Source organism: Rheinheimera sp. UJ63 (genome assembly GCF_021568285.1).
GTDB classification, from domain to species: Bacteria; Pseudomonadota; Gammaproteobacteria; order Enterobacterales; family Alteromonadaceae; genus Alishewanella; species Alishewanella maricola.
Genome location: NZ_JAKGTQ010000001.1, coordinates 579,585 through 603,991, shown reverse-complemented (window position 1 = coordinate 603,991; position 24,407 = coordinate 579,585). Strand labels below are relative to the sequence as shown.

Annotated in this window: 25 protein-coding genes; 21 read left to right on the top strand and 4 right to left on the bottom strand. The window is 46.5% G+C overall.

Translation table 11 applies throughout. The features are described 5' to 3' along the window. Positions 1–84 precede the first annotated feature (84 nt). The 13 genes from L1N97_RS02790 to alr all read left to right on the top strand — a co-directional run bounded on the left by L1N97_RS02790 (position 85) and on the right by alr (position 13,086). The gene (locus tag L1N97_RS02790) at positions 85–1,248 is read left to right on the top strand and encodes an aminotransferase class V-fold PLP-dependent enzyme (RefSeq protein WP_229585312.1); all 1,164 of its coding nucleotides are present in this window, start codon (positions 85–87) and stop codon (positions 1,246–1,248) included. A 115-nt stretch (positions 1,249–1,363) separates the two neighbouring features. Then, entirely contained in the window at positions 1,364–2,659 is a 1,296-nt protein-coding gene (locus tag L1N97_RS02785; RefSeq protein WP_229585313.1) for an adenylosuccinate synthase, read from the top strand. A 197-nt stretch (positions 2,660–2,856) separates the two neighbouring features. Then, positions 2,857–3,477 carry a tetratricopeptide repeat protein gene (locus L1N97_RS02780; RefSeq protein ID WP_236128759.1) on the top strand — a complete coding sequence of 207 codons (621 nt, stop codon included), beginning with the start codon at positions 2,857–2,859 and terminating at the stop codon, positions 3,475–3,477. 67 nt (positions 3,478–3,544) lie between these two features. Next, positions 3,545–5,887, top strand: coding sequence for a ribonuclease R (gene rnr / locus L1N97_RS02775; RefSeq protein ID WP_229585315.1), 2,343 nt, complete (start codon positions 3,545–3,547; stop codon positions 5,885–5,887). Between the two features lie 31 nt (positions 5,888–5,918). Then, entirely contained in the window at positions 5,919–6,653 is a 735-nt protein-coding gene (gene rlmB / locus L1N97_RS02770) for a 23S rRNA (guanosine(2251)-2'-O)-methyltransferase RlmB (protein WP_229585316.1), read from the top strand. A 124-nt stretch (positions 6,654–6,777) separates the two neighbouring features. Continuing rightward, positions 6,778–8,442, top strand: coding sequence for a S41 family peptidase (locus tag L1N97_RS02765; protein WP_236128758.1), 1,665 nt, complete (start codon positions 6,778–6,780; stop codon positions 8,440–8,442). Continuing rightward, positions 8,439–8,822 (top strand): hypothetical protein, encoded by a 384-nt coding sequence (locus L1N97_RS02760; protein ID WP_236128757.1) that lies wholly within the window; start codon positions 8,439–8,441, stop codon positions 8,820–8,822. The genes L1N97_RS02765 and L1N97_RS02760 overlap by 4 nt, the downstream gene beginning before the upstream one ends. A 203-nt stretch (positions 8,823–9,025) precedes the next feature. Continuing rightward, complete coding sequence (rpsF, locus tag L1N97_RS02755) at positions 9,026–9,403, top strand: 30S ribosomal protein S6 (RefSeq protein WP_236128756.1); 378 nt, start codon at positions 9,026–9,028, stop codon at positions 9,401–9,403. Positions 9,404–9,410: 7 nt separating this feature from the next. After that, positions 9,411–9,716, top strand: coding sequence for a primosomal replication protein N (gene priB / locus L1N97_RS02750; RefSeq protein WP_226749522.1), 306 nt, complete (start codon positions 9,411–9,413; stop codon positions 9,714–9,716). An 11-nt stretch (positions 9,717–9,727) separates the two neighbouring features. After that, the gene (gene rpsR / locus L1N97_RS02745) at positions 9,728–9,955 is read left to right on the top strand and encodes a 30S ribosomal protein S18 (protein WP_008218940.1); all 228 of its coding nucleotides are present in this window, start codon (positions 9,728–9,730) and stop codon (positions 9,953–9,955) included. 18 nt (positions 9,956–9,973) lie between these two features. Continuing rightward, a complete protein-coding gene (gene rplI, locus L1N97_RS02740) occupies positions 9,974–10,426 on the top strand; it encodes a 50S ribosomal protein L9 (protein ID WP_226749523.1) in 453 nt (150 codons plus the stop codon). A gap of 186 nt (positions 10,427–10,612) precedes the next feature. Further along, complete coding sequence (dnaB, locus tag L1N97_RS02735) at positions 10,613–11,998, top strand: replicative DNA helicase (RefSeq protein ID WP_226749954.1); 1,386 nt, start codon at positions 10,613–10,615, stop codon at positions 11,996–11,998. Next, on the top strand, positions 11,998–13,086 hold the full coding sequence (gene alr, locus L1N97_RS02730) for an alanine racemase (RefSeq protein WP_236128755.1): 1,089 nt from the start codon (positions 11,998–12,000) through the stop codon (positions 13,084–13,086). The genes dnaB and alr overlap by 1 nt, the downstream gene beginning before the upstream one ends. Positions 13,087–13,113: 27 nt before the next feature. Here alr and L1N97_RS02725 read toward each other — a convergent pair whose 3' ends face one another. Both L1N97_RS02725 and L1N97_RS02720 read right to left on the bottom strand, forming a co-directional pair. Next, positions 13,114–13,578: a chemotaxis protein CheX gene (locus L1N97_RS02725; protein ID WP_236128754.1), complete on the bottom strand. Its 465-nt coding sequence runs from the start codon at positions 13,576–13,578 to the stop codon at positions 13,114–13,116. 99 nt (positions 13,579–13,677) lie between these two features. Beyond that, on the bottom strand, positions 13,678–14,115 hold the full coding sequence (locus L1N97_RS02720) for a transcriptional repressor (RefSeq protein WP_226749526.1): 438 nt from the start codon (positions 14,113–14,115) through the stop codon (positions 13,678–13,680). 223 nt (positions 14,116–14,338) lie between these two features. Here L1N97_RS02720 and L1N97_RS02715 point away from each other — a divergent pair, with 223 nt between their 5' ends. The 8 genes from L1N97_RS02715 to L1N97_RS02680 all read left to right on the top strand — a co-directional run bounded on the left by L1N97_RS02715 (position 14,339) and on the right by L1N97_RS02680 (position 22,705). Continuing rightward, positions 14,339–14,533 carry a DUF2798 domain-containing protein gene (locus tag L1N97_RS02715; protein WP_236128753.1) on the top strand — a complete coding sequence of 65 codons (195 nt, stop codon included), beginning with the start codon at positions 14,339–14,341 and terminating at the stop codon, positions 14,531–14,533. A gap of 26 nt (positions 14,534–14,559) precedes the next feature. After that, positions 14,560–15,534: a tRNA dihydrouridine(20/20a) synthase DusA gene (gene dusA, locus L1N97_RS02710; RefSeq protein WP_268964510.1), complete on the top strand. Its 975-nt coding sequence runs from the start codon at positions 14,560–14,562 to the stop codon at positions 15,532–15,534. 250 nt (positions 15,535–15,784) lie between these two features. Next, positions 15,785–15,961 (top strand): hypothetical protein, encoded by a 177-nt coding sequence (locus L1N97_RS02705; protein ID WP_236128752.1) that lies wholly within the window; start codon positions 15,785–15,787, stop codon positions 15,959–15,961. 49 nt (positions 15,962–16,010) lie between these two features. Next, on the top strand, positions 16,011–16,445 hold the full coding sequence (locus L1N97_RS02700) for a copper chaperone PCu(A)C (protein WP_229585323.1): 435 nt from the start codon (positions 16,011–16,013) through the stop codon (positions 16,443–16,445). A gap of 8 nt (positions 16,446–16,453) precedes the next feature. Beyond that, a complete protein-coding gene (locus L1N97_RS02695) occupies positions 16,454–17,431 on the top strand; it encodes a DUF2333 family protein (protein ID WP_229585324.1) in 978 nt (325 codons plus the stop codon). A 4-nt stretch (positions 17,432–17,435) separates the two neighbouring features. After that, positions 17,436–18,182, top strand: a complete 747-nt coding sequence (locus L1N97_RS02690) for a TIGR04219 family outer membrane beta-barrel protein (protein WP_236128751.1) — start codon at positions 17,436–17,438, stop codon at positions 18,180–18,182. An 89-nt stretch (positions 18,183–18,271) separates the two neighbouring features. Further along, positions 18,272–20,389, top strand: a complete 2,118-nt coding sequence (locus L1N97_RS02685) for a response regulator (RefSeq protein ID WP_236128750.1) — start codon at positions 18,272–18,274, stop codon at positions 20,387–20,389. Between the two features lie 99 nt (positions 20,390–20,488). Next, positions 20,489–22,705, top strand: coding sequence for an EAL domain-containing response regulator (locus L1N97_RS02680; protein ID WP_236128749.1), 2,217 nt, complete (start codon positions 20,489–20,491; stop codon positions 22,703–22,705). 49 nt (positions 22,706–22,754) lie between these two features. On the opposite strand, the gene ppa is transcribed toward L1N97_RS02680, so the two are convergent. Then, positions 22,755–23,282: an inorganic diphosphatase gene (ppa, locus tag L1N97_RS02675; protein WP_226749535.1), complete on the bottom strand. Its 528-nt coding sequence runs from the start codon at positions 23,280–23,282 to the stop codon at positions 22,755–22,757. 72 nt (positions 23,283–23,354) lie between these two features. Next, entirely contained in the window at positions 23,355–24,335 is a 981-nt protein-coding gene (locus L1N97_RS02670) for a class 1 fructose-bisphosphatase (protein ID WP_229585328.1), read from the bottom strand. Positions 24,336–24,407: the final 72 nt, after the last annotated feature.

The window sequence follows — 24,407 nt, the reverse complement described above, 5'->3', positions numbered from 1 at the left end:
ACATATTGCGTAACATTTAAAGGCCCGAAAGGGCCTTTTGTTCAACTAAAGCGGCAGCGCGTTTAAACACGTTAGGGGTCAATTATGTATCAACAGTTTTTTTCGCATTTTTTACAAGCGAACCAAGGTACTCAACATTTTGCCTGTCATTCACATCATTACTGGCCTGATGTGACCCGCGCTGCAACCCTCGCTTATTGGGATGACAGTGCCCGCTTAGTTGACCAAAAATGGCATTACATTTTTGGTACCAAGATCCCGCATACCCAGCAATTAATTGCCGATGTACTGAATTTACCCTTGCCCGAACAACTAGTGTTTGCACCTAATACCCATGAATTAGTGATGCGTTTACTCAGTTGTTTCGATTGGCAAAAGCCCTTAAAAATTCTGACTACCGACAGCGAGTTTTATAGCTTTCAACGGCAAGTTAAACGTTTAGCCGAGTGGGAGAGTGTCGACGTCGAGGTGATTGCTACTGAACCCTTTGCCAGCTTTGAGCAGCGTTTTATCGAGGCGGCCGCAAAAGGTGGCCACGATATGGTGTTTTGCAGTCAGGTCTTCTTTAATTCTGGTTATGCGATTGCTGATTTGAGCCACTTTGTAAAGCAATTGGCTGCCGTTACTGAGGCGATGATTGCGATTGATGGTTATCACGGCTTTATGGCGTTGCCGACAGACTTATCTACGATTGCTGAGCGGATTTTTTATATTTCAGGCAGTTATAAATATGCGCAAGGTGGTGAGGGATGCTGTTTTATGGCAGTGCCAGCGGGCAGTGAACAACGACCGCTTTATACCGGTTGGTTTGCCGAGTTTGGCACCTTAGCCGCCGCCAAATCGGCGTTGGTGTTATACAGTGAAGATGGTTATCGCTTTGCCGGTGCCACGATGGACTTCACTGCCTTATACCGATTAGAAGCGGCGCTACTGCTTTATAAGCAGCAAGGTATTACGGTAGGACGCATGCATCGTTATGTGCAGCAATTACAGCAGGGCTTCTTACAGTTGCTGGATCAATTACAGCATCCGCTATTAAACCGTGAGCACTTGCTTATGCACAATCAGGCGCATCATGGCCACTTTTTTACATTTCGATTAGGCAGCAGTAGTCAGGTAGCCGAGCTGGCAGGCTTGCTAAAACAGCACAAAATTGAAACAGATTATCGCGGTGATCGGCTACGTTTTGGTTTTGCTTTGTATCAAAATCTCGAACAGTTTGATTTGTCATGCCTTAAGGCACTGTAAATAAACAAGTTATTTAGGCCAAATAAAAATTTGGCCTTTTTTTCGTCTGGACGGCTGAAACTTGTCAGCCAATTTGCTAAAATCCACGCCTAATTTTTTGTGTGATGTGGGAACCATGGCCAAAAACGTCGTTGTGCTCGGCACTCAATGGGGTGACGAAGGTAAAGGTAAGATTGTTGATTTATTAACCGATAAAGCCAGTTATGTGGTGCGTTATCAGGGCGGCCACAATGCCGGTCATACCTTGGTAATAGACGGTGAAAAAACTGTATTACATCTTATCCCGTCAGGTATTTTACGTAGTAACGTAAAATGTGTCATTGGTAATGGTGTGGTGTTATCGCCAGAAGCCTTTTTAAAAGAAATGACCATGCTAGAGCAGCGTGGTGTTCCGGTTAAAGAGCGCTTGTTAATCAGTGAAGCTTGTCCGCTTATTCTGCCATTTCATGTTGCCTTAGATGTGGCACGCGAAGTTGCGCGTGGCGATAAACCTATCGGTACTACAGGTCGCGGTATTGGCCCAGCTTACGAAGATAAAGTTGCCCGTCGCGGTTTACGAGTCGGTGACTTGTTCAATCCTACTTTGTTTGCTGAAAAGCTGAAAACAGTGATGGATCTGCATAACTTCACGCTGACCGAATATTACAAAGTTGCTGCGGTTGATTATCAAACCACCTTAGATAACGCCTTAGCCATGGCTGATTTATTAAAATCGCTGGTTGTTGATGTGACTGAGTTATTAGATCAAGCGCGCAAAAATGGTGATGAGATCATGTTTGAAGGTGCTCAAGGCACTTTATTAGACATTGATCACGGTACTTATCCCTATGTCACTTCGTCTAATACCACGGCGGGCGGTGTTGCTACGGGTTGTGGTTTTGGCCCACGTTACTTAGATTATGTTCTGGGTATTGTGAAAGCTTACACAACACGTGTGGGTTCAGGTCCGTTCCCAACCGAGTTAGATTGCGCCATCGGCGAACACCTTGGTGTTAAAGGCCACGAGTTTGGTGCGACTACAGGTCGTAAACGTCGTTGTGGTTGGTTTGATGCCGTTGCTGTGCGCCGTGCCGTGCAGTTAAACAGTATTTCAGGTTTCTGTTTAACCAAGCTGGATGTGATGGATGGCCTTGAAACCGTGAAAATCTGTGTCGGCTATCGCCAACCCGATGGTTCAGTGTTGCAAACACCCCCTTATGCTGCTGAAGGTTATGAGCAGGTAACGCCGGTATTAGAAGAAATGCCTGGATGGTCAGAAAGCACCTTTGGTGTTCAGCAGTTATCGGCATTGCCGCAAGCTGCCCGTAACTACATTGCGCGCTTAGAAGAGTTGACCGGTGTGCCAATTGATATTATTTCAACGGGTCCGGATCGCGTGCAAACTATCGTACTGAAGCATCCCTTCAATTAAACCTTGGTTTTGCATTGAAAAACGCTACCTTAGAGTAGCGTTTTTTTTGCTCGCCGTTCAGCGCCTGTCGCTTTGACATGCCATTCTTTGTGATGTACTAGGCTGCATAGGCTGGTGATTTTATAAGCTGGTCTAATTTTTGCTTAATAATTAGCATTTAGGCATTTTTGCCGCCTCTATTACGGTTAATTGACACTATGCATAAATTATTGGTTGGAACACTGTTGGTGGGCTCATTGCTGAACACCACGGCTCAAGCACAAGAGTTGCAAGCAGTCGAATTGTATTCACAAGATGAGTTATTAACGCTGATAAAGCGTAATGCGCATTTACAACGGGTAAAAGCTGATGATTGCCAGCTCGTGCGCGATATTGAAGCCCGCGCCGATATTATGAAATTGCCGTCTTACCAGTTTTTATTTGGTGACATGTTAGCCTACGGCGTTTGTGTGCCGCGCGATGTAGAGCGTGGCTGGGATTTTATGTTACAAGCCGCGGCACAAGGTTTGCCTGAAGGTTTAGAGCAAATTGGCCGTTATTATCATATTGGCCGCTTTGTGCAAAAAGACCTGCACAAAGCGATTATTTATCTGCGCGAAGCCGCTGCGGTGGGCAATCTTAACGCCAAGATCCGTTTAGCTGAAATCTTGGTAGCAGGGCAGGGTAGCCCTACCGATTTTGAGCAGAGTTATCGCTGGTTACATCATGCTATTACCGCAGATCCTGCGGTTCATGCTAAACTAACTAAGTTAAAGCAACGTCTGGCAGAAAAAATGCCTGCCAGAGTGGTTGCGAATGCCGAACGGCCTGTCAAATGAAATTCATCCTATTTTCTTGCCAAGCTGTTACACTGAATAGTATTAAAAGGAAAACTAAGTTTAATTAATGACGGTAAATGATCCGCATCTTGCGCGTGAGCAAGAAAAATACGAGAACCCTATCCCCAGCCGTGAATTTATTCTCGAGCATATTGAGAAACGGCAACAACCTGCCTACTTTGAAGAACTCGTCTCTGAATTAGCCTTAACGGATGATGATGCCATTTTTGCCCTGAAAAAGCGTTTACGAGCGATGGAGCGTGATGGTCAATTGTTGTTCACTAAGAGCAAGCGTTATGGCTTGGTTGAACACATGGATTTGGTCAAAGGCACGGTGATTGGTCACCGTGACGGTTTTGGTTTTATCAAATTAGAACAAGGCGGCCCTGATTGGTATTTGCCTTTTCATGAAATGCAGCGGGTGATCCCCGGTGATTTGGTGTTGGCAACGGCCACCACCATCAAAAGCAAAGATAAAGTGGAAGCGCGCGTGGTACGCGTGCTTGAGCCCCGCAGCGAGCCCATTGTTGGCCGCTATTACAAAGATTCTGCCATCTGTGTGGTGGTACCCGATGATGCACGGATCTGTCAGGATATCATTATTCCTGATGGCCAGCAGGGCGCAGCACGACATGGCCAAGTTGTCTTGGTTGAAATTAGCCAGCGGCCTTCGAAACGTGTTAGTGCAACGGGTCGCGTAATTGAAGTACTGGGCGAGCATATGGCGCCGGGTATGGAAATTGAAGTCGCTATTCGTAATCATCAAATTCCGCATGTTTTCTCTGACGCAGTATTAGCCCAAGTGGCGGAATATGGCGAAGAAGTGCCTGCTGCCGCTAAGCAGGGGCGTGTTGATTTAACGGCACTGCCTTTAGTGACGATTGATGGTGAAGATGCTCGTGATTTTGATGACGCGGTTTATGCCAAAGCCAAAGATAATGGTGGCTGGACGCTATGGGTTGCCATTGCCGATGTCAGTGCCTATGTGAAATTTGGTACCGCACTTGATCACAGTGCCTTAGAGCGTGGTAACTCGGTGTATTTCCCTGACCATGTGGTGCCGATGTTACCAGAAGCACTTTCAAATGGTTTGTGTTCACTGAATCCGCATACTGATCGACTGTGCTTAGTCTGTGAAATGCAAATTAGCAGCCAAGGTAAACTGGAAAGCTACCAATTTTATGAAGCGGTCATGCATTCAGCGGCGCGGTTTACTTATAACAAAGTACACGCCATTTTACAGGGCGATGCCAAGTTACGGCAGGAATATGCTGAGCAACTGACCAATTTAGAAACGCTGTACAGCTTGTATAAAAAGCTAGCCAAAGTTCGTGCACAGCGAGGCGCTATTGAATTCGAAACGGTTGAAACGCGCTTTATCTTTAATAGCCATCGCAAGATTGAACAAATTGTGCCGGTGCATCGTAACGAAGCGCACAAGATTATTGAAGAATGTATGATCATGGCGAACGTGGCGTCTGCCCGCTTTATTGAAAAGCATGAAGCGCATGCGTTATTCCGCGTACATGAACGCCCCGATAGCGATCGTTTTGCCAATTTCCGGCGCTTTTTAGCCGAATTGGGTATCGAAGCCAATTTATCAGCTGAACCCACGCCATTAGAGTTAACCACCACCTTAGCCGCGTTAGCTGATCGTCCCGATCGCGAGTTGATCGAAATGACGATGCTGCGTTCGATGAAGCAAGCTGTTTATCAAGGGGATAACCAAGGTCACTTTGGGTTAGCGCTGGAGGCCTATGCGCACTTCACTTCACCGATACGCCGTTACCCAGATCTGGTATTGCATCGCGCCATTAAGGCGTTATTAGCCAAACAGCAACAACCGGTTACGGGGCCAAAAGCCTACACTGAAAAAGAAATTGCGCCCTTAGGTGAGCAATGCTCGATGACAGAACGCCGTGCGGATGATGCAACGCGTGAAGTCGCCGATTGGCTAAAGTGTGAATACATGCAAGATCACTTAGGCAGTGAGTTTGCCGGTGTGGTATCAACGGTCACTAACTTTGGTTTATTTGTGCGCTTAAGCGATTTATATATCGAAGGCTTGGTGCATGTTACGTCGTTAAACAACGATTACTATCGGTTTGATGCAGAGCGCCAAGTTCTAACCGGTGAGCACTCTGGTGTCAGTTATCGTATGGGCGATCTGGTGCAAGTGAAAGTGGTTGCCGTTAACCTTGAAGCGCGAAAAATTGATTTAGCCATGGTGGGCGTTGAGCATACGAAGGTGTCAGGTCGTAAAGTGAAAGCCAGCCGTAATGCAGCCTTTGAAGCGAAAATGCAAAACACCGGTAGCAAAGCGAAAAAGCCTAAAGCGGCGGCCGCGAAAAAACCCGTAAAAGCTAAAGCCACGGCGGCGAAAAAGCCACGGCGTGCCAAAAAGAAATAAAGGCCGTAAGGCTAGATGAGTGACGATAAACATGAGTAATGATGTTGTATTTGGTTTTCACGCGGTTAGCGCGATATTAGAACGTTCGCCAGCCGATGTATTAGAAATTTTCGCGTTAAAAGATCGCGAAGACAAAAGAATGCAACCGTTGTTGCAACAAGCGCGGCAAGCAGGCATTTCTATCCAGTTCTGCAATCGCCGCACTTTAGATGATATGACGGGTGGTCAGCATCAAGGTATTGTGGCTAAAGCGCGTTTAAGCAGTGGTGGCAATGAAGCTGATCTGGCCGCCTTGTTAGAGAGCCAAACTAAACCGTTTTTATTAGTGTTAGACGGTGTCACCGATCCACACAATTTAGGCGCTATTTTGCGCAGTGCTGATGCCGCCGGTGTGCATGCGGTGATTGCGCCTAAAGATCGCTCTGTTAAGCTTACGTCAGTGGTACGAAAAGTGGCTTGCGGCGCCGCTGAAAGCGTGCCTTTTATTACCGTGACTAACTTAGCGCGTACCTTACGTCAACTGCAAGAAGCTGGGGTATGGGTGGTGGGTACGGCTGGCGAAACAGAAACCTTAGTCTATCAAGCTGATTTGCAAGGGCCATTAGCCTTAGTGTTAGGCGCTGAGGGTGAAGGACTGCGCCGTTTAACGCGTGAAACCTGTGATGTATTGGTAAAAATTCCGATGTTTGGCAGTGTTTCTAGCTTAAATGTCTCGGTTGCGACGGGTATTTGTTTATTTGAAGCGGTACGTCAACGTGCTCAATAACAGGCCTTAGCCGATCCTAGCGCCCTCATTTAGCGTAAACACACTTGATAACGCTAAATAGCCATGTTAAGTTTTGGTAAATTTATCTTTGCCGGTTTTATGGTGCTAAATCGAGGGTTCGTTCATGGATCGCAAAATTATTGCAACAGCTATACTGATGTCTTGCGCTGCTTTAAGTTTAACGGCTTGTGGCGGCGGAGGCGGGGGTAGTTCAACCCCTACCAGCGGTGGCGGTTCTGGCTCAGGCGGCGGCAGCGGTGTTACCCCACCCACGTGGATCGCGGGTCAATATCCGGCTGAAAGCACCTTAAAAAACTATTGCCAGACACCTCGAAGCGGTATTGACCCGTTCAGTAACCAAGCCTATCCCGATCGCGCGGGTAGCAGCATGCATGAAAAAATGTGGCTGCGTTCTTGGACCAATAACAGTTATTTATGGTATCGAGAAGTCGCGGATCGTGATCCTGCGCCTTTTTCGGTCGCTAACTATTTCGACTTGCTCAGAACCGAGCAATTGACCGATTCGGGATCCCCTAAAGACAATTTTCATTTCACCGAAGTCACCGCTGAATATCAACAACAAACCCAAGCGGGCGTAACCGCAGGTTACGGTATTAAATGGTCGTTTGGCCGAAATAGCCCACCTCGCTCTATCACCATTGCTTATACCGAACCCAATTCTCCGGCGCGTAACGCCGGCTTAGCGCGCGGTGATCAATTGGTCAGTATCAATGGTGTCGACTTTGTGAATGATAATTCTGAAGCCGGGGTCGATTTACTCAACCGCGCGCTTTTTCCCTCAGACACGGGTTTAACCTTTAACTTTGTGTTTACTGCGGTCGATGGCACTCGTAAAACGGTCAGCATGACCTCGGCGAATGTCAGTACTTCGGCAGTACAAAATGTGGCGGTATTAGACACACCAACGGGTAAAGTGGGTTATATGCAGTTTAATACGCATATCGCGCCTGCTCAGCCGCAATTGATCAGTGCGGTACAGCAATTTGCTAATGCTAATGTCAAAGATTTGGTCATTGACCTACGCTATAACGGCGGCGGCTTGTTGGCTTTAGCTTCACAGCTTGGCTATATGATAACGGGGCCTGCCATTATTCAAAACCAGTTTTTTGAACGAACTATTTTTAATGATAAGTATCCCAATACGAATCCGATCACGGGGGCGACCTTAGCGCCAATCCCGTTTTATTCTAAAGTGATCGATTACGAAGGTAATCGACTGACTAACACCGACTTGCCTTCTTTAAATTTAAGCCGGGTATTTATTTTAAGTACCGGTAACACTTGCTCGGCCAGTGAAGCGCTGCTCAATGGTTTGCGAGGCATTAATGTCGAGGTGATCTTGGTCGGTAACAAGACCTGTGGTAAGCCTTACGGTTTTTATCCGACAGATAACTGCGGCACAACCTACTTTACTATCCAGTTTACCGGTGTCAATGCGAAAGGCTTTGGCGAATATGCGGATGGATTCATTCCTAAAAATAACCCAGTGTTTGCGGCCGACGTGAAAGGCTGTGCTTTGAATGATGATTTCAGCAAACCGCTGGGCGATCCCAGTGAACGCTTATTTTCTGCGGCGTTATATTATGCTCAAAATAACAGTTGTCCACCGCTGGCAGTTGGCCAAGCCAGTGTGACAAGCAATGTACAATCGGCTACTGGCGAAGCCTCTTTGAGCGGTGGAATGCCGCTGTTAGATCCTCGCTATCGTGATGTTATCTTGCACAACAAAGTGATCACGGAGCTGGCACCTGCGGAGCAACAACCGTGAAACGCCTGCTGTTAATCGGTGCATCTTTAGCGCTGATGTTAAGTGGTTGCCAGTTAAGTCGAGCGGCTGAGCCAGCGGTACTAGAGGCTGTTGATGCCGCCTTAAAACAACAGCTGTCAGCCTTTATAACCGACATCGTGGGGGGGAACTCAGTGATACTGGCCGATGATGTCTTTATGCAGCAAGCTGAGCTGTATATTAGCCAGCGGATGCCCTTAGATGCTAAGGGTAACCCTTTAGATGGCCGGCATGCCCTGCCGGCTTATCGGTTTGTGTTACTGAAATCAGCACGAGGCTGCCTGATCCAACATCCCGCTTCGGGTAACAGCGCTTTGCTCACTGCGGCACGTTGTAAAGTGCTACCCGTAAACACGCTTTAATCGGTTTTGACCTTTGAAATAACCCCGAGCGGCGACTGCGAACGGGGTTTTTCTGAAGTATTTTGGTCATGCTCATATCAGTGCTTGTTATTTATCCGCTAACTCCGTAAAATACGCGACCTTCGGCCATTCAACTCACGTTCCTTGCCTTTATGAGAACCCGGCCGAGTTCCCCCGAGGCTTACTAACCGTAAGGAGCTACAATGCGTCATTACGAAATCGTTTTTATGGTTCACCCTGATCAGAGTGAACAAGTGCCTGGTATGATTGAACGTTACACTGGTTCGATCAAAGAAGCTGGCGGTACTATCCACCGTCTTGAAGATTGGGGCCGTCGTCAACTGGCTTACCCAATCCAAAAGTTACATAAAGCACACTATGTGTTAATGAACGTGGAAGCACCACAGACTGTGATCGATGAGCTGGAAACTAACTTCCGCTACAACGATGCTGTTTTACGTAACCTGGTTATGCGCACTAATGGTGCAGTAATCGAGCCATCACCAATGGCAAAGGTACGTGATGAGCGCCGTGAACGTGCTCCTCGTGATTCTGAAGAGCAAGTAGCAAACGACGAGTAAGTTGTTAATGGACAATTACTTTGTGCTTAGTGGCGCCATATGTCGGCACCCTGAACGCAGTGAAAGTCCGGCGGGTATTCCGCACACTGTATTAACCTTAGAACACCGCAGTATGCAACAAGAGTCGGGGTTAAACCGGCAAGCTTATGTGCGAATGCAGGTTGTTCTTAGCGGTACCGTGTTACAGCAACAAGCTCAGCATTTGACGTTGGGCAATCAGGTTCGGGTGGCAGGTTTTTTAAACCGACATCAGAATCGCAGTGGTCAGGCTAAACTGGTCCTGCATGCGCAACAGATTGAACAATTAAGTTAGGAGACAGACAAATGTCACGTTTTTTCCGTCGCCGTAAATTCTGCCGTTTTTCTGCAGAAGGCACTGTAGAGATTGATTACAAAGATACCGCCGTTCTGAAGAACTACGTTACTGAAAGCGGCAAGATCGTACCTAGCCGTATTACTGGCACTAGCGCTAAATATCAGCGTCAGTTAGCTCGCGCTATCAAGCGTGCGCGTTACCTGGCCCTGTTACCATACAGCGACTCACACAGCTAATACAGAGGGGTATAGACAATGCAAATTATTTTGTTAGACAAAGTCTCGAACCTTGGTGGTTTAGGTGACAATGTAACTGTTAAGTCTGGTTATGCTCGCAACTTCTTATTCCCACAGGGTAAAGCAGTGCCAGCAACTCAGGCTAACATTGAGAAATTTGAAGCACGTCGTGCTGAATTAGAAGCCAAATTGGCCACTGATTTAGCTGCGGCAACTGAGCGTGCAGCAAAAATCACTGAGCTTGCAGAAGTGACTATCGCTTCTAAAGCGGGTGACGAAGGCAAGCTGTTCGGTTCTATCGGTACTCGTGATATCGCTGATGCGATCACTGAAGCCGGTGTTGCTGTTTCTAAAGCTGAAGTTAAATTACCAAACGGTACTTTACGTGAAACTGGCGAGTTCGAAATCGATCTGCAGTTACACGCTGAAGTTATCGCAACAATCAAAGTTGTTGTGATCGCTGAAGCCTAAGGCATTAAGCACACTGCCCTGCGGCGGTGTGCTTTCCTCTACTCCTCGTTCCAACTTGCTATTTTACTCTGCATTACACCCCGCATTACCCTAAGATTTTTTCAGACTTTACTTTGACTTCTGCGCGCTGCAGGTTAGCATGACAGACAGTATTCCGTTATTTCCCCTCGGCAGTTTGAACACCCTATGAGTAACGTAAAAGATAAGCAAGTCGCCGCCATAAAGATGCCGCCGCATTCTATTGAAGCTGAACAGTCTGTGCTTGGTGGCATGATGTTAGATAATGAAGCCTGGGATCGCGTCTCAGAAAAAGTGGTGGAGCAAGACTTCTATTTACGCTCGCACCGTTTTATTTTCAGTGCGATGTCACGCTTAGCTGAAGCCAATCAGCCGATAGACTTAATTACCGTTTCCGAAGCCTTAGAAGCCAATCAACAATTAGATGATATTGGTGGTTTTGCCTACTTGGGCGAAATAGCTAAAAATACGCCCAGTGCCGCCAACATAATGGCCTATGCGGAGATCGTCCGTGAGCGTGCTGTGGTGCGCGACATGATCTCAGTAGCGCATGATATTGCCGATGCCGGCTATGATACGCAAGGGCGTACCAGTGCCGAATTACTCGACTTTGCCGAAACCAAAGTGTTTAAAATTGCCGAGCAACGCGCTAATGCTAATGAAGGTCCTGAGCCAATTAATAATATCTTGGCGAAGACCATTGATAAAATCGATGCTTTATACCGCAGCCCGCAAACAGGCGTAACGGGGCTTTCTTCGGGTTACACCGATTTAGATAAAATGACCAATGGTTTGCAGCCTTCCGATTTAATTATCGTGGCGGCACGTCCATCGATGGGTAAAACCACCTTTGCGATGAACCTGTGCGAACATGCTGCGATTACCAGTGATAAGCCGGTATTAATTTTCAGCTTAGAGATGCCCGCTGACCAAATCATGATGCGGATGTTGGCCTCGTTGGGCCGGATCAATCAAACTAAGGTACGCACCGGCCAATTAGAAGATGAAGATTGGGCGCGCTTATCATCCGCCATTGAGTTACTAAACAGCAAAGGCAAAATGTATATTGATGATGCTTCAGGTTTAACCCCAACAGAAGTGCGTTCGCGGGCACGACGCATTGCCCGAGAGCACGGTGGCCTGAGTATGATCATGGTCGACTATCTGCAGTTAATGACGGTGCCAGGCATGTCAGAAAACCGCACCTTAGAAATCGCTGAAATTTCTCGTTCATTAAAAGCGCTGGCCAAAGAATTAAAAGTGCCGGTGGTGGCCTTGTCGCAGTTAAACCGCTCGTTAGAGCAGCGGGCAGATAAAAGACCGGTAAACTCAGACCTACGTGAATCGGGCTCTATTGAGCAAGATGCCGACTTGATTATGTTTATTTACCGGGATGAAGTGTACAACGATGAAAGCCAAGATAAAGGTTTGGCGGAAATCATCATCGGTAAACAGCGGAATGGCCCCATCGGCAAAGTGCGCTTAACCTTTCATGGCCATTACTCGCGCTTTGATAATTATGCCGGCAGTGCGCGTTTTGAGGACGAGTATTAATGAGTCGGCGTCCTGTTGCGCAGATCGATCTGCTGGCGTTACAACAGAATTTACAGCGGGTGAAGCAATTAGCGCCAGACAGTCAGGTGCTCGCGGTGTTGAAAGCTAATGCCTATGGTCATGGTTTAGTGAAGGTGGCACAAAAACTGACTGCCGCTGATGCTTTTGCCGTGGCGCGCATTGATGAGGCACTCGCTTTGCGAACCGCGGGTATTGTTAAACCCATAGTGTTGTTAGAAGGGTTTTACGAGGCGGCAGAGTTACCCTTATTATTAGCCAATAACCTGCAAACCATTGTTCATAACGAGCTGCAATTGCAAGCGTTAGAGCAAACGCCGTTAGATGGCCAATTAAAGGTTTGGCTGAAAATTGATACGGGTATGCACCGTTTGGGCATTGACCCTGCTGAAGTGGATAATATGTATCGACGTTTGTGGCAATGCTCTAATGTGTTGCCCGGCATTCGTTTGATGAGTCATTTTAGTTGCGCTGATGAACTTGATTCAGCTACCACATCGCAGCAGCTCGCGTTATTTCAACAGCTGTGTGCCGATAAAGCCGAGCAGCACAGTCTAGCCAATTCTGCGGCAATTTTAGCCTGGCCTGCCACGCATGGCCAATGGGTTAGACCCGGCTTAATGCTGCATGGTATTTCACCTTTTGCCGGTAAACAGGGGGCGGATCATCAATTGCAGCCCGTGATGCGTTTAAGTAGCCGTTTAATTGCTATCCGTAAGGTGAAGGCGGGTGACACGGTCGGTTATGCTGGGCTTTGGCGAGCAAAAACAGATACTTTTATCGGCGTGATCGCGGTGGGTTATGGTGATGGTTATCCCCGGCATGCGGCCAATGGCACGCCGGTGTGGCTAAATGGCCGTGAAGTGCCTTTAGCGGGTAGGGTATCAATGGATATGATTACCGTTGATTTAGGTCATTTCTGCAAAGATAAGATCGGTGATGAAGCGGTATTGTGGGGGCCCGAACTGGCAATAGAGCGAGTGGCTGCTCAAGCAGAAACCATCGCTTATGAATTGCTGTGTAATATTACGCCACGCGTGCAGTATCAGTATTTAGGTGATAACGGCTGAGGAGGCCCAGCCGTTTGTGCGTTATCGCTATTTATCAAAGGTCACTTCAATGTGCACTTTGCCAAAGTCTGAAGTGAACGGCATTAAGATCGTAGGGCCTTCGCAGCGATGAGTAATGGTGTGGTTTTTGCCAGACACAATAATCGGTGTGGCCATGGTAAATTCGTAGCCTTTTTCACCTAACATCCGCTTAGCGCCGCCGGTAACCATGTTCGTGATCTCACCGACCATATCCGTAACATCGGCATCTATTTTTGTTGGCCGCTCGCCTAGCATCCGAAACATAATTTCAATGGCTAACGACTCATCAAAGCTAACCGAAAAAGACCCCTTCATGGTGGGTCCAACCATGCCAATTAAACCAGAGACATCGCCATTTGCAATTTCATTCTTTTTAATGCGAGGCTGTCCCGGCACTATTTTGGTATTGGCCATCGTCGATAACACATTGACCAAAGAGGACAGAAATGGGTTTACGTATTCAACATTCATTTAAATGCCTTTGGAATTTATACAAGCGTTCGCCTAACACGCAATACTAAGCCTAGAAGTTTTTTTAGGGTAATACAAGCATGATTGCTCGCAAGATACTTAATTTTCGCGGCAATTCCGACACTTACCTCGAGCTTCAATGGTTTGATGGTGAATATCAAATCCTTGCAAGGCCGCTTGACGGCTAAATTCGGTTTGCAAAGCGCTAGAGTGCAATTCGGTAACATTGCCACACACTTCACAAATCAGTAACTGTGCAGGGTGGTGTTTTTCAAAATGATGACACAACATAAAGGCATTGCTAGATTCAATTTTGTGGATAAAACCTTGTTCTGTCAGAAACTCTAAAGCGCGATAGATGGTTGCCGGTTTAGCGGCGGGTTCGCTTTGTTTTAACTGCTCTAATAAATCATAAGCACCTTGGCCACCTTGGTTTTCAGCCATTAAACGAAAGACCTTTTCGCGGATCGCGGTAAAGCGCGCGCCATTTTGCACACAGATGGCTTTGGCTCGTGACACTAAACTCTCAGTTGACATACTTAGTCTCCACTCCATTTCTGGTGGCAGTGTACCATATTGCTTGCACACTGCCAGCTTGCGCATGTTGTTAGCTAATGTCATAAGCTTGCTGACAACAACTGCTTTCTGCTTAGGTTTTTGGTATCATTGCCGGCAGTTTTATTGGTGAGTCACTCACTCTTTTGTAGAGATAAATAAAAATCTTATGCCTCGATTACCCGCGAAAACGGCAGGGCTGGTTATGCCCTTGTTATTATCTATTATGATGACCTGTATTGTGTCCTTGGTGAGTACGCTAAGTAGTCTGGGTTGGTCTGCATTTACTTTTACGGGTTGGTTATCCGCTTGGGGTTTGTCTTGGGTAATTGCTTTTCCTACCTTGTTATTGGTACTGCCTATGGTGAAAAAACTCACTAGCTATTTGGTACATGCCTAATTGCGCTGTTAAGAGGACATCCTGTTTTGACGCTAAAATTGTTACCGCAACGACTCTCCGTTGCCCCCATGCTCGATTGGACCGATCAGCATTGTCGTTATTTTCATCGCTTGATGAGCCAGCATGCGGTGTTGTACACCGAAATGGTCACTACCGGTGCCATTATTCACGGTAAAGGCGATTACCTGGGCTATAACGAACAAGAGCATCCGTTGGTATTGCAATTAGGCGGATCTGATCCAAAGGATATGGCCACTTGCGCTAAACTGGCGGAACAGCGTGGTTATGATGCAATCAATATTAATGTTGGTTGCCCGTCAGATCGGGTGCAAAACGGCATGTTTGGCGCCTGTCTTATGGCGCAGCCGCAGCGGGTAGCTGATTGCGTGAAAGCCATGCAAGATCAGGTTGCGATTCCCATTACAGTAAAAACACGTATTGGTATTGATGATTCAGATGAATATCAATTCTTACAAGATTTTGTGCAAATGGTGGCGGATGCGGGGTGTCAGCAGTTTGTGATCCATGCGCGTAAAGCGTGGTTAAAGGGCTTAAGCCCAAAAGAGAATCGAGAAGTTCCACCGCTTAATTATGCGCGGGTTTATCAATTAAAACAGGATTTCCCGACGTTAGATATCAGTATTAACGGCGGTATTAAAACCTTAGCTGAAGCCGCGACACATTTAACACAACTTGATGGTGTGATGATTGGGCGAGAAGCCTACACTAACCCTTACATCTTGAGCGAAGTGGATGCGCAGCTTTATGGCGATACGCATCCGGTACTTTCGCAGCATCAGCTAGTGCGGCAGATGTTACCTTACATAGAGCAGCAGATGCAGCAAGGTGCGCGGTTTTGGCATATCGCCAGGCATATGCTCGGGCTATTTCAGGGCTTACCGGGAGCACGTCAATGGCGGCGTTTACTCAGTGAGCAAGGCCATCTCAGCAGCGCCACTCCGGCCTTACTTGAAGCGGCTTTGGCCAAAGTACCTGAGTAAGCTAAATCTTAAAAAAGTGGTGATTTTCGCCACTTTTTTTATTTTCAGCTATCGAAAAATCACCTTAGTATTTCGCTGTCTTTAGTTATTTTATATATAATTCAATGGTTTATGGTTTTTCTGCTGACTGGCACGGCACTTGAAACAACTTAGGTATGTTCCTGATTCTAGGATGATGCTTAAGCAAGGAGCCGTCTATGCCATTGTTAATGCCGTTAAACCGCCTGTGTCATCATAAGGCAGGTGGCAAATGATGTTATTTCAACATGATACCCTGCTGTTGATTTACCTTATGCCGTTACTTGGCTTTATTTTAGGCATGTTACCGGCTTTGGTGGTGTGGCGCTTTAGTAAGCCTCGTCGCAAAAAAACGCCAACGATTGAACAAGCTGCACGGATCAAAACCGGATTTACACTGTCGCTGTAGTGGTTTTGGTGTAAGATAAAGGCAGGTCAAACCAGCAAGGATAAGTAAGATGCGCTATTTTTTCTTTATGTGCTGCAGTGCTTTGTGTTTAGCCAGTGCGGCATTAAGTGCAGCTGAGCTGCAGTTAACACATGCAGAAGTGCGTGCGCCCTTGCCCGGTCGTACGGTAACGGCAGGTTACTTTCAATTGCAAAATGACTCGACAAAATCCATTGAGTTAGTCTCTGCCAGTAGCCCCGCTTTTGAGGTAATTGAACTACACCAACATATCGAACAAGACGGCATGATGCGCATGGTTGAAGTGGCCAGCATTGAAGTGGATGCCGGTGCGCGCTTGATTTTTGCCCCAGGCGGTTTGCATATGATGATGTTTACGCCAACGCAACCGCTGGTGATAGGTGAAACGGTACCGGTCACTCTTCAATTTAAAGATGGTAGTCAGTTACAGTTTGCATTCCCGTTAGTGGCCATGCCACGCCGATAGGAGAAACCATGAATAAATCTATGATTGGCAGTTGGTCTGCCATTATCTTGTTATTGTTGTTTTGGATGCTTAGTTGGTGGGTCAGCCGAGAGCCCGCCATGGTGTTACCCGCCACTGCAACAAACAGCATGAGTACTGAGCAGCAGCGTGTTGCTGGCTACAGTACCACTACCGCTTTAATTCAAGTAAGTGAAACCCTGTTAAACAAGCCGGGCGGTTATATGGCAAATGATGTCTTACCGCCTTTTAGCTTGCTAGACAATATGCCTGCTTGGGAATTTGGTGTACTAGAAATGTCACGTGATCTAGCGCTAGCCCTGCGTAAAGATTTCAGCCGTTCGCAATCCCAATCGGCCGAAAATGCGTTTCTTAAAGTGGCGCAGCCGCAATTAAATATTGATCATCAAAGCTGGATGTTACCCAGCGCCGAATCAGAATACCGTAAAGCGATTGAACAGTTTTATTTGTATCGCCAAGCTTTAATGGATCCAAAACAGAACGATAGCCAATTTTATGCCCGTGCGGATAATTTACGCGATTGGCTAAAGAACGTTGAAAAGCGCTTAGGCAGTTATTCGCAACGCTTAAGTGCAAGTGTAGGGCAGGAGCGTTTAAATACGGATTTAGCGGGTGATGCTGCCGCACGGCAATCTACAACGACCCCCGAAAAACAGTGGTTAAAAACCAGTTGGTGGAAATTGGATGACGAATTTTACGAAGCCCGTGGTGCGACCTGGGCGTTATTACAGTACCTGCGGGCGATTGAGGTTGATTTTGCTGATGTACTAGAACGTCGTAATGCCATGGTCAGTTTGCAGCAAATTATTCGCGAACTGGAAGCGACACAACAACCGATTTGGAGCCCAATGGTGTTAAACGGTAGTGGTTTTGGGGTGCTCGCTAACCATAGTTTAGTGATGGCCAATTATATTTCACGCGCTAATGCGGCATTAATTGATTTATCAGAGTTATTAATACAAGGATAGTAAAATGAAAAGATGTATGGGTGTAGTGGGTTCTTTGTTGCTGTTAAGCACGACAGTGCAAGCAGATACCGTATTAGGTCTCTATGCCGGTGCCGATTTCTGGCAAACTCAAGTGAATGGCGGTTTCGCTAATTCTGAGCAAACACAGGCCTTTAACTTTGAAGATGAATCTCAGCAATCGTTTTACTTGGCGTTAGAGCACCCGTTGCCGCTACTGCCTAATTTGCGTATTCAATATCAAACATTGGAAACGCAAGGTAATACGCTGCTCAATAGCACTTTTACTTTTGGTGGCATCAATTACAGTCAAGGGACTAACATAGCCACTGAACTGGATCTTAGCAGTACGGATTATGTCTTGTATTATGAAGTGCTAGATAATGGCTTAATCACACTCGACCTAGGTGTCACTGCGAAACATTTAAAAGGCTATGCCGCTGCCCGTTCAGCTTCCGTCGGCGCGATCCAAGATATTAACCAAGTTGTGCCGATGCTGTATGTCGATACGCGTATTGGCATCCTCGGTACGGGGTTAGATGTGTTTGCAACGGCGAATGCAACGCGCTGGCAAGACAGTCATTTATATGATGCTCAAGCGGGAATTGGCTACCAGCTGGTTGACAATTTGCTGATAGATCTGCGCCTGAAAGTGGGTTATCGCACAGTCGATTTACGTTTGGATGATATCGATGATTTGTACGCCGATTTACAATTTAAAGGCGCTTTTGCCGGCGTAGAATTGCACTTTTAGTTAAAAAAAGCCTAAGTATTCTGGTTTGACTTGTTACTATTAGCCTTAAGCCATATAGTAACCGTCTTTATTATGCTGTAAAGAGCACGATGTTGACGCCGCTTTTCCGAAATCTTACGCTTATCTATGTCGCCGCCTGCCTTATGCTGGCGGCCGTCTTATTTAGCTGGCAAGTCCGTGTCGCCGATCAACAGGCGCAGCGCCAGCTGCAGCAGTATGCCGATCTGTTAAAAATCAGTTTAAGACCCTTGTTATTACAAACGTCAGCTGAGCAGCTTAGTTCCCATCTTAATGAATTACAGTACAGTGCCTTACTACCGATTGCCGCACTCGGCGTCTATCAATCTGATGGCATACAATTAGCCAGCACCGGTGCCTTGACCGCATTACCGTCTAAAATTGACACGCAAGGTCGGCAATATCAGTTGTTACAAACTGAACAAGGTCGGGTGGCGTTACAACCTTTGATGATTTGGTCTGCCTCGTCAGGTCAATTTGATCATTTTAAAACGCCCGATGCTTTTCTATTAATCCTACCGGAAACCACCGAAAGTTGGCCGCCAGTGCTGTTACCGCTAAGTATTAGTGGGTTAATTTTTACTGTATTTTTTATGCTAACGGTGTGGCTGGTCTATCTGTGGCAACAACAACGCAACCTATGGCTTAATCGCCTGACAGCCGATGATACCGAAACCTGTGCGCTGTCGCGTGTGCCGTCTGATGTACAGGCGTTATTTGACTGGCGTGTGCAGGCAGAGCAACAGCAACTGAGTTTGCAGCAGCAGCTGGAGAGTGCGGCGCAACAGCAGCAATTATTGCAACAGCAATGTACGGCACAACAACAGCAAAGCAGCGCCTTGACCGAGCAGGCTGACATACTGCGCCAACAAATGTCAGCGTGGTTACAGCACTGTAAATTACTGTGGCAGCGACAAGAGCAATTATCAGTGGCGGTGTTTCAAACGTTATTGCGGTTGCATTTTTTGTATGGGCTCTTTCAGTTTAATCCGCGTGATTTAAAAAAAGATCCGTTATCGCTGGTGCATTGGTTACCGCAACAGTTCAATGCTTTGCATAAGATCTTGGCACAAGGAACCAGTATTGATTGGGTAGAAGGCCCAGACAATATACATTTTGATGTATTGTTAGATGAGGAAGTGCTGCAAGCCAGTTTACAAGCGATGTTGTTGTTGGCGGTACGCTCTGAGAATACTCAGCGTATTTTGTGCCGAGTCACCTTAGAAGCCACAGCGCAGCCTCATCTGCTGCTGCATCTGAGCTGTGATGGCAATGGCTTACCTGCGCATATTACCGAGCATATCAGCCAGGCCAAATCGTCAAGCTGGCAATGGCGCGATGTGGATGTGGCGCTATTACAATTGATGGCCAAGTTGTTACAGGCTGAGTTACAGGTGCAATCATTAGAAGGGCTTGGCTCTAGTATTCGTTTGCGTTTTCCGGTGGCGCTAAAAGCGGTAACCTTTAATAGTCCGATGGATCGCTTACTGGTGTTTGATCAAGATAGCGATAGGCTACAGGGCCGTTTAGCGGGCTTAGCCAGCCAAGCGGTGCAGGTTAGTGCTTGCAGTCATTTTACCGAGTTAAAACGCAAATTAGAGCAGACTGCGCCACAGCGTTTATTATTGTTTTTGCCGGCGGAACAACCCAATGAAGCTTGGCAGCAATTGCTATCCTCTTATCAAGCCAGTATTAACATACAAGCTTTTGCTACAGAGTTAACGTTATCGCATTGGCAAGCAGTACTGCCTTGCTTAGCGAGTGCAGAGTTTAGTTTAATGATGCTACAGCAACACGCTGTCGAAGTGTTAAAAAGCCAGCGGCATAAAAGTTTATTAGTGGTCGACGACAATGAAACGAACCAAGCTTTTATTAATATCCTGCTGCAAAACAAGCCGGTGCAGCTCGCTTCAGCTTTAACCGGTAAGCAGGTGTTACAGCTGTGCTTGCATCAGCAATTTGATATGATTTTATTAGATATTCGTTTGCCTGATATGTCGGGTATTGAAGTAGCGAAACAGTTGCGAGCTTTACCCGGTTATAAACATACACCCATTTTAGCGTTTACCGCGCATGCGTTACCGGCAGAAATTGCCGAATTTAAAAAAGCAGGCATGGATGATATCTTGTTAAAGCCGTTAGAACCGAGTAAATTTGCAGCACTGTTGGCGCATTATCAGCTACATTAAAAATCTAAGCTATGCGCATACCTATTAGGGTATTAGCAGCACGCCCTTTGCAGTTAGGAAGCGGTTAAATTAGCAGGACGTTAATATAAAGGTTGGCCGATGATACAAAATAACGCAGATGAAGGATTTCTGTTTTTAGCAGACGATGAGCATGCGCCGATTACACCGATGCATGATCTCGACGTTTGGCACTTGTTGATCGTCGATGACGATGAAGAAATCCACACCGTAACCAAGCTGGCGCTGAATGATTTGATCGTGCTGGGTAAACGTTTGCAATTTCATCATGCCTACTCTGGGCAGCAAGCCATCGATTTTTTGCTGAAACAGCCTGATACGGCGTTGGTTTTACTCGATGTGGTGATGGAGACCGATGACGCCGGTTTACAGGTCGTGCGGCGTATTCGTGACGAATTGCGAATGGAAGAGTTACGTATTGTCTTGCGCACCGGTCAGCCAGGTTATGCGCCTGAAGAAAGTGTTATCAAAGAATATGATATCAATGATTACAAAACGAAAACAGAACTGACCCGCAGTAGACTGGTTACCTCGATTATTTCTTCCATTCGTTCTTATCAGCAAATTAAAACCATTAATCAAAATCGCCTTGGTTTACAAAAAATCATCAGTGCCGGTGCCAATTTACTGGAACAGCATTCATTACATGAATTCTCTGAAGGCGTAGTCACGCAAATTTCTTCGTTAATTGGTTTGCACGCTGAAGGTGTCTTGTGTGCACAAATTGAAGATGATGGCTCGGCGAGTGATCGTATTTATGTGTTGGGTGCGGCCGGGCATTACGCGCCCTACATCAAATGCCAATTAGAACGCTTAGAGAACAAACGGATTGTCGAACAAATTAATCTGTGCCTCTTGAGTAAACGGCATATCTTCACGGAACGTGACACCGTTTTGTACTTAGGCAACGAGAAACACAATGCCGCCGTTTATATTGAAACCAATCGGTCTATTGATGCAGCTGATCAGCAACTTATCGAAGTATTTTTAACTAATATCTCGATTGGTTATGAGAATGTCGCTTTATTCCAACAGTTAAGACATGCGGCCTACATTGACCCGTTAACCAAAACGCCCAATCGTAATGAGTTTATTCAAATCTTGCAGGATACGCGACGGTTTGAACCCGATAATATGGTTGCCGTACTGGTGGATATTGATCATTTCTCAGATGTGAATGATGGCCTGGGCCAAGAGGTGGGTAATGAACTGCTGGTTGCTGTTACGCTGCGCTTGATTGAACATTTTGGCATTAGCTGCCAGTTGGGTCGAGTGGGGGCGGATGTCTTCGCCTTAGTGGGGCCAGAAGACCAGTTAACCCCTTCACGGTTAAAAGCGGTATTTAGTACACCATTTCAAGCGTTTGAGCATAGCCTGCAAGTTAATGCTACCTTTGGTCTTTGTCATTTACGCGACTCGGGTGAGCAGGGTATGGTTATTATGAAGCATGTTTATATTGCGCTGAATAAAGCCAAAAAGACTTTGGGAGTGCACCATCAATATTACGAGCCTTCGATGGAGGATGAAGTCAGTAATCGCTTAAACATGTTGCGTAAGCTCAGAGCCGACTTTGCCCTAGACAAATTGGAGTTATGGTATCAGCCACAACTGTGTATCAAAACGCAAAAAGTGGTTGGAATGGAAGCCTTATTACGTTGGCCACATCAGCCGAATCAATATATTTCACCGGCCGTGTTTATTCCGCTGGCGGAGTATTCAGGGCTGATTGTGGAGATTGGTTTATGGGTGCTAGAGCAGGCTTGTCAGCAATTACAGCGCTTAGCTGAGGCCGGTTATCCTAATCTGCGCATTGCCGTGAACGTGTCGATGCCGCAATTTCGTTCTGCACAGTTTGTGCCCTCGGTTATCGAAACCATTCAGCGTTATCAGGTTGCGCCGCACCTGTTAGAGCTGGAAATCACTGAATCGGTGGTGATGGACGAACCGAATAGGGTGATCAGTGCATTACAAAAGCTGAAAAGCTTTGGTATTAAGGTCGCGATAGATGATTTTGGTATCGGCTTTTCGTCGTTAAGTTATTTACAACAATTACCACTGGATCGCATTAAAGTAGACAGAGCTTTTATTAATGCAATGGATCAGCAAGATGGTGGCTTAATTGCTGAAACCATTATCAATTTAGGTAAACGTATTGGCTTACAAACCATTGCTGAAGGCGTAGAAACGGCAGAGCAGTTGGCGGTGATTACTCAAATGCAGTGTGATGAAGTACAAGGTTATTTCTTCGCGAAACCGCTGCCACATGCTGAATTAATGGCTTACTTAGCAGAAAATTAATGCGGTTAAACGCCATAAGCCAGTGATGCTAGCTTATGGCGTAATGAGGTTACTTGCTCGCGCGTTCAAATGAGGTCATGATCTCGGCTTTGGCAGCAGCAACATCGCCCCAACCCGTTACTTTTACCCACTTACCGCTTTCCAGTTCTTTATAACGTTCAAAGAAGTGCTGAATTTGTTTTTTCAGCAGTTCAGGCACGTCATTCACATCATGGATATGATCATACAGTTTCGTCAGTTTACTGACTGGAACCGCTAATACTTTGGCATCTTGGCCTGCTTCATCTTCCATATGCAGAACGGCAACCGGACGACATTTAATCACCGCACCTGGTACTAATGGATAAGGTGTTGGCACTAAAACGTCAACTGGGTCCCCATCTAACGATAAGGTTTGGTTAACGAAACCATAGTTACAAGGGTAGAACATCGGGGTCGACATAAAGCGGTCAACCCACACCGTGCCAGTATCTTTATCAACTTCGTATTTAATCGGGTCAGCATTCGCTGGAATTTCAATAATGACGTTAATTTCGTCTGGCAGATTTTTACCTGCAGCTACATCGCTTAAGCTCATCGCTTGGTCCTCTGGTTAATGGCTGGGCGACATTATAATGACGCCCGTAAAATTCGCTATAAGTTATTGGTCTTAGTTGGGCTGCTTAGCATGATAGCCAATACAGGTCTCGACCTCATGTTTTGAGCCTAAAATAACGGCCACACGCTGGTGAATATCGGTGGGTACGATATCCATAATACGTTCATAGCCGGTTGAACTTGCCCCACCGGCTTGCTCTACTAAAAAGCTCATCGGGTTAGCTTCGTACATTAAACGCAGTTTATCGGGCTTGCTCGGGTCTTTGTTATCGCGTGGGTACATAAAGATACCGCCACGGCACAATACGCGATGCACATCACCGACCATCGCGGCGATCCAGCGCATATTAAAGTTTTTGCCACGAGGCCCTTCCTTGCCTTTTAGTAAATCGGCCATATATCCCTGCATAGCAGGCTGCCAAAAACGTTGGTTTGACATGTTAATCGCAAATTCGGCGGTGTATTTAGGAATAGTCGCCGTGTCTTCGGTTAATAAGAAGCCGCCATAGGTTTTATCTAAGGTGTACAGACGCGTGCCTTTACCGGTCGTTAGCGCTAACATGGTCGACGGACCATAGAGCACATAACCTGCGGCAACTTGAGCCGTACCGGGTTGTAAAAATTGACTGGCATCGTCAGCCTCTTTTGCTGCATCAGCGGGAAGAATTGAGAAAATGGTGCCGAGTAGGCTGTTAATATCGGTGTTAGATGAGCCGTCGAGCGGATCAAACGTGACTAAGTAACGCCCATTAGGGTTACCCGGTACTATGGTGTCTTCTTCTTCAGAGCTAATCGCTTTGACAACACCGGTTTCTAAGATAATTTCTTTGAGTAATTCGTTGGCGATAATATCGAGTTTTTTTTGTGTTTCGCCTTGGACATTTTCGGCCAGGGTTGATCCTAAAACACCGGCCAGTTCACCTTGACTTACCCGAAAGGCAATTTCACGACAGGCAGCGAGAATAGTTTTTAAAAGCGAGATCAGGTCTGGATCCACGCCATCTTGTTGCAGTACGGGGGAGATGCGACGCATTATAGTAGGTCCTTTTCTTATCGGGTCAGAGGGTTGCTGTTTACAGCAATAGTTATTTTAAAGAAGTTTTCC